Annotated in this window: 6 protein-coding genes; 4 read left to right on the plus strand and 2 right to left on the minus strand. The window is 52.0% G+C overall.

Translation table 11 applies throughout. The annotated features are described in order from the left end of the window. Window positions 1-77: 77 nt before the first annotated feature. A complete protein-coding gene (locus LKK83_RS13705) occupies window positions 78-1,121 on the minus strand; it encodes an aspartate-semialdehyde dehydrogenase (RefSeq protein ID WP_324631732.1) in 1,044 nt (347 codons plus the stop codon). Between the two features lie 1,130 nt (window positions 1,122-2,251). Between LKK83_RS13705 and tig the strand changes: the two genes are divergently transcribed. The 4 genes from tig to LKK83_RS13725 all read left to right on the plus strand — a co-directional run bounded on the left by tig (window position 2,252) and on the right by LKK83_RS13725 (window position 7,018). After that, window positions 2,252-3,667 carry a trigger factor gene (tig, locus tag LKK83_RS13710; protein ID WP_324631733.1) on the plus strand — a complete coding sequence of 472 codons (1,416 nt, stop codon included), beginning with the start codon at window positions 2,252-2,254 and terminating at the stop codon, window positions 3,665-3,667. Window positions 3,668-3,906: 239 nt separating this feature from the next. Beyond that, entirely contained in the window at window positions 3,907-4,596 is a 690-nt protein-coding gene (clpP, locus tag LKK83_RS13715; RefSeq protein ID WP_324631734.1) for an ATP-dependent Clp endopeptidase proteolytic subunit ClpP, read from the plus strand. Window positions 4,597-4,606: 10 nt separating this feature from the next. Continuing rightward, window positions 4,607-5,953: an ATP-dependent protease ATP-binding subunit ClpX gene (gene clpX, locus LKK83_RS13720; protein WP_324631735.1), complete on the plus strand. Its 1,347-nt coding sequence runs from the start codon at window positions 4,607-4,609 to the stop codon at window positions 5,951-5,953. Between the two features lie 189 nt (window positions 5,954-6,142). Then, window positions 6,143-7,018, plus strand: coding sequence for an alpha/beta fold hydrolase (locus tag LKK83_RS13725; RefSeq protein WP_324631736.1), 876 nt, complete (start codon window positions 6,143-6,145; stop codon window positions 7,016-7,018). A 21-nt stretch (window positions 7,019-7,039) separates the two neighbouring features. Here the strand turns inward: LKK83_RS13725 and LKK83_RS13730 are convergent, their stop codons facing one another. Next, window positions 7,040-7,318: a hypothetical protein gene (locus tag LKK83_RS13730; RefSeq protein ID WP_324631737.1), complete on the minus strand. Its 279-nt coding sequence runs from the start codon at window positions 7,316-7,318 to the stop codon at window positions 7,040-7,042. Window positions 7,319-7,467: the final 149 nt, after the last annotated feature.

The following is a 7,467-nucleotide window of genomic DNA, read 5'->3' on the forward strand; positions in this document are numbered from 1 at the left end:
GGTATCATATCCTCGCCCAACCCCACTTTTTGAATCAACACCCCAGAGTTCACGTCTCGCGGCATAGACGCTCCACACTAAGTGGAAACCGCCACTGCGGTGGGTCGCACTAAATTGCGATCGACTAACAACTCAGCTATCTGCACTGCATTTAATGCGGCACCTTTGCGAATTTGATCGCCACTGAGCCACAGTTCGATCGCATTGGGATTGGAAATATCCTGGCGAATGCGACCTACGAACACTTCATCGCGACCGGTGGCTTCCATTGGCATGGGGAAATAATTCGCCTGCCAGTCTTCTACGAGTTTCACCCCCGCCGCCTCGCTCAAAATTTCTTTGGCCCGACTCACGCTGAATGGGGCGGCAAATTCCAGGTTGATGGCTTCCGAATGTGCCCGCAGCACTGGCACGCGCACGCAGGTGGCGGTAATTTTGATGTCAGAGTCGCCAAATATCTTGCGCGTCTCGTTGACCATTTTCATTTCTTCCTGGCAGTACCCGCGATCGTCGAGCGGGGAATTATGCGGGAATAAATTAAAGGCCAGGGGGTATGGGAATGCCTCGGTTTTTGGCGTCTGACCTGCCAGAATTGCTTTCGCCTGCTCTTTCATTTCTTCCATCGCCCTCGCCCCGGCACCACTGGCGGATTGATAGGTGGATACCACAATCCGCTGCACCGTTTGTTCCTGATGCAAGGGCCACACGGCAACGTTCATCAAAATTGTCGTGCAGTTGGGATTGGCGATAATGCCCTGATGGCGATCGGCGGCTTCTGGGTTCACCTCGGGCACCACTAGGGGCACCTGCGGATCCATCCGATAGGCGCTGGAGTTGTCCACCACCACCGCACCGGCCTCCACCGCTTTCGGTGCCCAGCATTTCGAGGTGGATCCCCCCGCCGAGGCCAGTACCAGGTCTACATTGTCAAACGAATGCTCTCCCACGGCTTCTACGGGGATCCGTTGGCCTCGGAAGGGGAGGGTTTTCCCCGCCGATCGCTCGCTGGCAAGCAGCTTTAACTCGGATAGGGGAAACGCGCGCGTTTCCAGTAACGATAACAATTCTGTGCCTACGGCACCGGTCGCGCCAAGAATCGCAATCTTGTAAGATTTCGGCAAATCAATTTCCTCCTCTCAACTTGATATCTGGGACTTGAGTCACAATAGATTTAGATTCAAATAATTTTCTCTATCTAGGTTATTTCTTTAGCGGGTTTTAATTTTCATGGTATTTTGGCCGATAAAAATTTTTTTGTGGTAATAAGTCTTTTAAATCGGATGTTAATGGGGGGTTGGAATTTAAACCCTCTGGCTGGATCCACTGGGAAGGGCTGATTTTTTTGCTCCGCCAATCCCCCGATCGCAATTTATCTCCCCTATTGCTACTCCGGGGGTTGGTTCAGGCAGGTTTTTGCCAGCGGTTTTCGGCTACTAAATTGCTTGCTAGCTGGTTGTTGGTCAATGAATGAGAGGTAACTGGTGGTTTGAGGAACTTTCGGTGCGATCGCTACCCAACTAGAGTGGGGCGATCGCCCCGACCAATGAAATCGGCAGCGAGGGAGGTTTCCTTGCCGATTGGTGCCGCCGTAGGTACATCTGGGGGCTTTGGCGCGGGGTTCGCGCGGACTCGTTGCACCCTCAAACTGCCCGAGGGCGATCGGGTGTGAAAGCCATTCGTGCCGAATTACAGCGGGGGTTGGCTCTGATATTATTATAAGCATTGAATGGCAAAAAAACCGTTCTTTGGGTGGGAATTGTGGAGCGATCGGCATTGGAGTCAAGGGTGAGCTATTCGGTGTTGGGAGGCACGAGGACGCCAGTGCATCGAGTTCGGTGGGGGTGGTTTGCCCCGGGCGGGTCGATGAGCCAGGGGAGAGGGAGTCACCAGCGCCACGGCGGAGGGCGTGGGGTTTTCTGTTCTGGCGTCTTTGGGAAAATTTAAGATTTGAGCGGGGAAATCCCTCGGGAGCGCCTCCCGAAAGAGCTGACGCCTTCATCGGGAGAGAGTTTTTTCCCCGGGGGTGTTAAATAGCCGCGCGCGATCGGCTAGGATCTATATTTGCGACAAACGAGCTAGGGAGGTAGGGATTTTGGCCAGCCCCCTAGCGAGAAGCTTATGTCTGGCGTCAGCGGCGCGCGATCGCCGCACTTGGAAGAGCCAGGAAAGCATGTTGTACAGATGCCAATCCAACAGGGCGTCACAGACCCTTTAAACTTGAGAAACTGCAGAATTTGTCTTGTCAAAGCCGATGAAAGTTACCCAGGAAAAGCTTCCCGCCAGCCAACTTGGCCTTGAAATTGAAGTCCCGTCCGAGATGTCTAAGAAAGCCTACGACCAGGCGATCGCTCAATTCAGCCGACAGGCTAGCATTCCTGGGTTTCGCAAAGGCAAAGTGCCGCGCCAGGTGTTGCTACAGCGATTGGGCGCTTCGCGGGTGAAAGCGGCAGCATTGGAAGACTTGATTCAAGATTGCGTCGAAAAAGCGATCGAGTCAGAAGATATCCAAGCGCTGGGAAATTTTCAGCTATTGAGTTCCTTCGAGGAGCTAATCAGTGGCTATCAACCCGGAGAACCGCTGACCTTTTCCGTGTCCGTGGACGTGCCACCAGAAGTGGAGCTTCAGGATTACGCGAACTTGCAGGTCAAAGCCGAAGAAGCCAAGTACGATCCGGCGGAGGTAGACAACTTTTTAGAAGAACGGCGCAAAGAGCAAGCCACGTTAATCCCTGTAGAAGAGCGACCCGCGCAGAAGGGGGATGTGGCGATCGTGGATTATGAAGGGAAAATTATCCCCGAACCGGGAGCCGAACCGGAACCACTGCCCGGAGGAGAAGCGCAAGATTTTCAGATCGAACTCGAAGAAGGTCGGTTTATTGAAGGGTTCGTGGAAGGAGTCATCGGGATGAATCCAGAGGAAACGAAAGAAATTTCGGTGAATTTTCCGCAAGATTATCCCAATGAAGACTTACAGGGCAAAGAAGCGCGCTTCCAAGTCACCCTGAAAGAACTCAAAGAAAAAGAGTTGCCGGAATTAGATGATGACTTTGCCCAAGCAGTTAGCGAGTTCGAGACCCTCGACGAACTGCGCTCCTCCATCGAGTCCCAGCATAAAGAGCGAGCCGAACGGGAGACGAAAGCCAATAAAGAGGGAGCTATCCTCAAAGAATTGGTGAAAGTGGTGGAAGTGGATTTGCCCCAGACCCTGGTCGATCGCGAAGTGGATAACATGTTGCAGCAATCGGCAATGCAGCTTGCCAATTACGGGATTGACGTAAATAAGCTGTACACGAAGGAAAATTTGCCGGCATTGCGCGAGCAAACGAAACCGGAAGCGATGGAGAAGCTGAAACAATCCCTGGCCCTGAAAAAAGTCAGCGATCGAGAAAATATCGAAGTGACCGATTCAGACATCAACGCCCGCATTGAAGAATTAAAAGACCAATTGCCGTCAGATCTGGATATGCAGCGCTTGCGCGAAGCCGTCAGATCGGAACTGCAGAAAGAAAAAGCCCTGGCGTGGCTGGAAGAACACGCTACCATTGAACTGGTGAGTCCAGGGACTCTGGCCGCAGAAGAAGGGGAAACAGAAGCAGAACAAGCAGAAGCATCGTCAGATGCGATCGAAACCACTGCTGTGGAACCGGAATCTCAAGCCAGTGAGTAATCCCCAGTAAGCTCAGCCGCTCGTTGCAGCCGCCCAAACCGGGAGCCAGGGAAATGACCAAGCAGAAAATGGATCCAGACGTCAATGAGTTTGGATATTTTTCTGTAAATTTTCACCAGTCCTCGGTTGGCTGCGGCATAATAAGAACAGAGAGCCAACTCATTTGGCAAGCTCTAGCCTAGGAGAAACATTTGACATCCACTCGCTCGATGGCAGACCCTCGCATGAATTTGGATCGGATGCTACTATCTCAGACCCCTTATTTTCCAATTGCTGGCTCGAACTCCCCAGAAATTGAGTCCATCAGCACCAATGTGATTCCAATGGTGGTGGAACAGTCGGGGATGGGCGAGCGGGGTTTTGATATTTACTCCCGTCTGCTACGGGAGCGAATCGTGTTTCTGGGAACGCCGATCGACGATAGCGTTGCTGACTCGATTGTGGCTCAACTGCTTTATTTAGATGCAGAAGATCCGGAGAAGGACATTCAGCTCTATCTGAATTCCCCTGGGGGTTCGGTGACAGCAGGCATGGCAATTTACGACACCATCCAGCAGATTCGACCCGATGTGGTGACGATCTGTTATGGGTTGGCCGCCAGCATGGGAGCCTTTTTACTCTCTGCCGGTACGAAGGGAAAGCGGATGTCTCTGCCGAGCTCTCGGATTATGATTCACCAACCTCTCGGTGGTGCCCAGGGACAAGCGGTTGATATTGAAATTCAAGCCAAGGAAATTCTTTATCTCAAACAAACGTTAAACGAATTACTGGCGGAACATACAGGTCAACCGCTCGAACGAATTGAAGCCGACACGGATCGTGACTTTTTCATGTCGGCAGAAGAGGCCAAAGATTATGGTCTCATTGACAAGGTGATTACCAAGCAGGGTCTTCCGACATCGGGAGAGGCTGTTACCGCACAGAACTAAGAGGCCGTCTATGTCTAAGTACGACTCCCATCTAAAATGTTCCTTTTGTGGCAAATCTCAGGAGCAGGTTCGCAAGTTAATCGCAGGTCCGGGAGTCTATATCTGCGATGAATGCGTGGATCTGTGTAATGAAATTTTAGATGAGGAGCTATTTGACTCCAATACTCCAGCCCCGCAACCGGTACCTCCGCGCGCAGCAGAACCGCCGCAAAAGCGGCGATCGCGCTCGGCCAATTTATCGTTGAATCAAATTCCCAAGCCGCGCGAGATTAAAAAACATCTCGACGAGCATGTAATCGGCCAAGAGGAAGCGAAAAAGGTGCTTTCCGTAGCGGTTTACAACCACTACAAGCGCCTGAGCTTCGCTCAAGCGAAAGCCAGCGGGAAAATTGCTAGCGACGATTTGGTAGAGCTGCAAAAGTCGAACATTCTGCTGATCGGGCCGACGGGTTGTGGGAAAACCTTGTTAGCGCAAACCTTGGCTGACATTCTGGACGTTCCCTTTGCCGTAGCGGATGCCACAACGCTCACTGAAGCAGGGTACGTCGGGGAAGATGTGGAAAATATCTTGCTTCGTTTGCTACAAGTGGCAGACCTGGATGTTGAAGAGGCACAGCGCGGCATTATCTATATTGATGAAATCGACAAAATCGCGCGCAAGAGCGAAAATCCTTCGATCACCAGAGATGTGTCCGGCGAAGGCGTGCAGCAGGCACTGCTGAAAATGTTGGAAGGTACGGTGGCTAACGTGCCTCCCCAAGGCGGACGCAAACACCCTTATCAAGATTGCATTCAAATCGATACCAGTAACATTCTGTTTATCTGCGGCGGCGCTTTCGTCGGTCTGGATAAGGTGGTGGAACAGCGCATTGGCAAAAAATCAATGGGCTTCGTTCAACCCGGTGAGGGTCCATCGAAGGAAAAGCGCACGGCGGATATTATTAAGAATCTGCAGCCCGATGACTTGGTGAAATTTGGGATGATTCCAGAATTCATCGGTCGGATCCCGGTGGCGGCTGTGGTGGATCCGCTGGATGAAGATGCGCTGACGGAAATCTTGACCGAACCGAAGAACTCTCTGGTGAAGCAGTATCAGAAGTTGCTGCGGATGGATAACGTACAGCTCGAGTTTAAGCACGAAGCGATTCGGGCGATCGCTCAGGAAGCCTACCGCCGCAAGACGGGGGCGCGGGCATTACGCGGAATCGTGGAAGAACTGATGCTCGAAGTGATGTACGAATTGCCGTCGCGCAAGGATGTGACTCTCTGTACGATTACTCGGGAAATGGTGGAAAAACGCTCCACAGCCGAGCTGCTGCTCCATCCTTCCTCTCTACCCAAGCCGGAATCAGCATGAAAAATGTGATGAAGGAAGAAGGATGAAGCCTTTAAGAATGAACAATGCAGCACGAAGGGGCAATTTTGCCGCGATCGCTTCGTCTGAATTGTGAACTTTTTGGCTTCATCCTTCCCACTTCTCGCCGCTTGGGGTTTCAAAGTTGATGGTAAACTCTCTAAAGCGTAGTTAAAATTCTCCAAAATCGGGATGCCCTACATTCAGGTTCGCGGCGTCAAACATTATTACGAGTGGATCGGCCAAGAAACACCCATCGGCAATAAACCCGTGCTGGTGTTTCTTCATGGTTGGGCGGGTTCCGGTCGGTATTGGCAAACCACCGCCCGCGCGCTGCTCGATGAGTTTGATTGTTTGCTTTACGATATGCGCGGTTTTGGCCGATCGCGCTTGCCCCTGCAGCCTCCAGCCCTCGATTACGAGCTGGAAACCTACGCCGATGACCTGGCCGCACTTTTAGATGAGTTGCAATTAGAACGGGTCTATCTGAATGCTCATTCAATGGGGGCATCAGTGGCCACTCTGTTTCTCAACCGCTACCCAGAGCGAGTTGAAAAGGCAATTTTAACCTGTAGTGGAATCTTTGAATACGACGAAAAAGCCTTTAGCGCATTTCATAAATGGGGCAGTCTGGTGGTGAAGTACCGCCCTCGGTGGCTGGCTTTTGTCCCGATGATGGATCGGATGTTTATGGCACGATTTTTATATCGCCCCATTCAGGCGGCGGCAAGCCGTGCTTTTCTGTCCGATTATTTGATGGCAGATTATGAGGCGGCGGTCAATACGATTTTTACTTCGGTGAGCAAAAAAGCAACGGAAGTGATGCCGCGCGAATTTTCCCAGTTACAGGTGCCGGTGCTGCTGGTGGCAGGCGAACGCGATCGCATTATTCCCGCAGAAATGGGACGTCAGGCAGCAGCCCTCAATCCGTCTTTCGTGCAGTTTGTGGAAATTGCCGATACGGCTCATTTCCCGATGCTAGAAGATTCGGTGACTTATTTGAATCGCGTGCGCGAGTTTCTCAATACCCGGGTGGCTGAGTCTCCGGTGGATGTGACGCGCCGCTAACCCTGCCTTGGGCTGAGTCATTTAGCCATAACCAAGCGATCGCAGCAAACTCTGACAATCGTCAGGGTTGATTTTTTCTGCTTCGTACAGTTCTAGCACCCCCTCGGCTAAGACGTACATGGCGGCAGCGCGATCGATGTACTCTTGCGCGCCGCTCAGTGCTGCCTCGGCGGTGTCGTAAATTCCCCAGTCCGTGCAAATGGTGTTTCTACCGGGGGGCAAACAACGGTTTGTCCATTCTTCTCCTAGGGGCACTGCTGAAATGGTCCACTCCCGATAGAATGCCGTGATAGTCCTCATTTTTTCTACTGATTAACCTCCCTGAATGCTGGGTTGGGATGAGCGAGAATTCCTCCCTACTTTCACGATAATCTCCGATACGTTTGGAAACCCCCGTGCTTTAGCCGGGGGAGGAAAAACGAACTTGCGGCTTTAGCCGCCGTCAAAAC

This window comes from Phormidium sp. CCY1219 (assembly GCF_035615515.1).
Classification (GTDB): domain Bacteria; phylum Cyanobacteriota; class Cyanobacteriia; order Cyanobacteriales; family Laspinemataceae; genus CCY1219.

Coding starts and splice junctions, on each gene's coding strand:
- tig (WP_324631733.1), top strand. CDS start 2,252: ATGAAAGTTACCCAGGAAAAGCTTCCCGCCAGCCAACTTGGCCTTGAA.
- clpP (WP_324631734.1), top strand. CDS start 3,907: ATGCTACTATCTCAGACCCCTTATTTTCCAATTGCTGGCTCGAACTCC.
- clpX (WP_324631735.1), top strand. CDS start 4,607: ATGTCTAAGTACGACTCCCATCTAAAATGTTCCTTTTGTGGCAAATCT.
- LKK83_RS13725 (WP_324631736.1), top strand. CDS start 6,143: ATGCCCTACATTCAGGTTCGCGGCGTCAAACATTATTACGAGTGGATC.
- LKK83_RS13730 (WP_324631737.1), bottom strand. CDS start 7,318: ATGAGGACTATCACGGCATTCTATCGGGAGTGGACCATTTCAGCAGTG.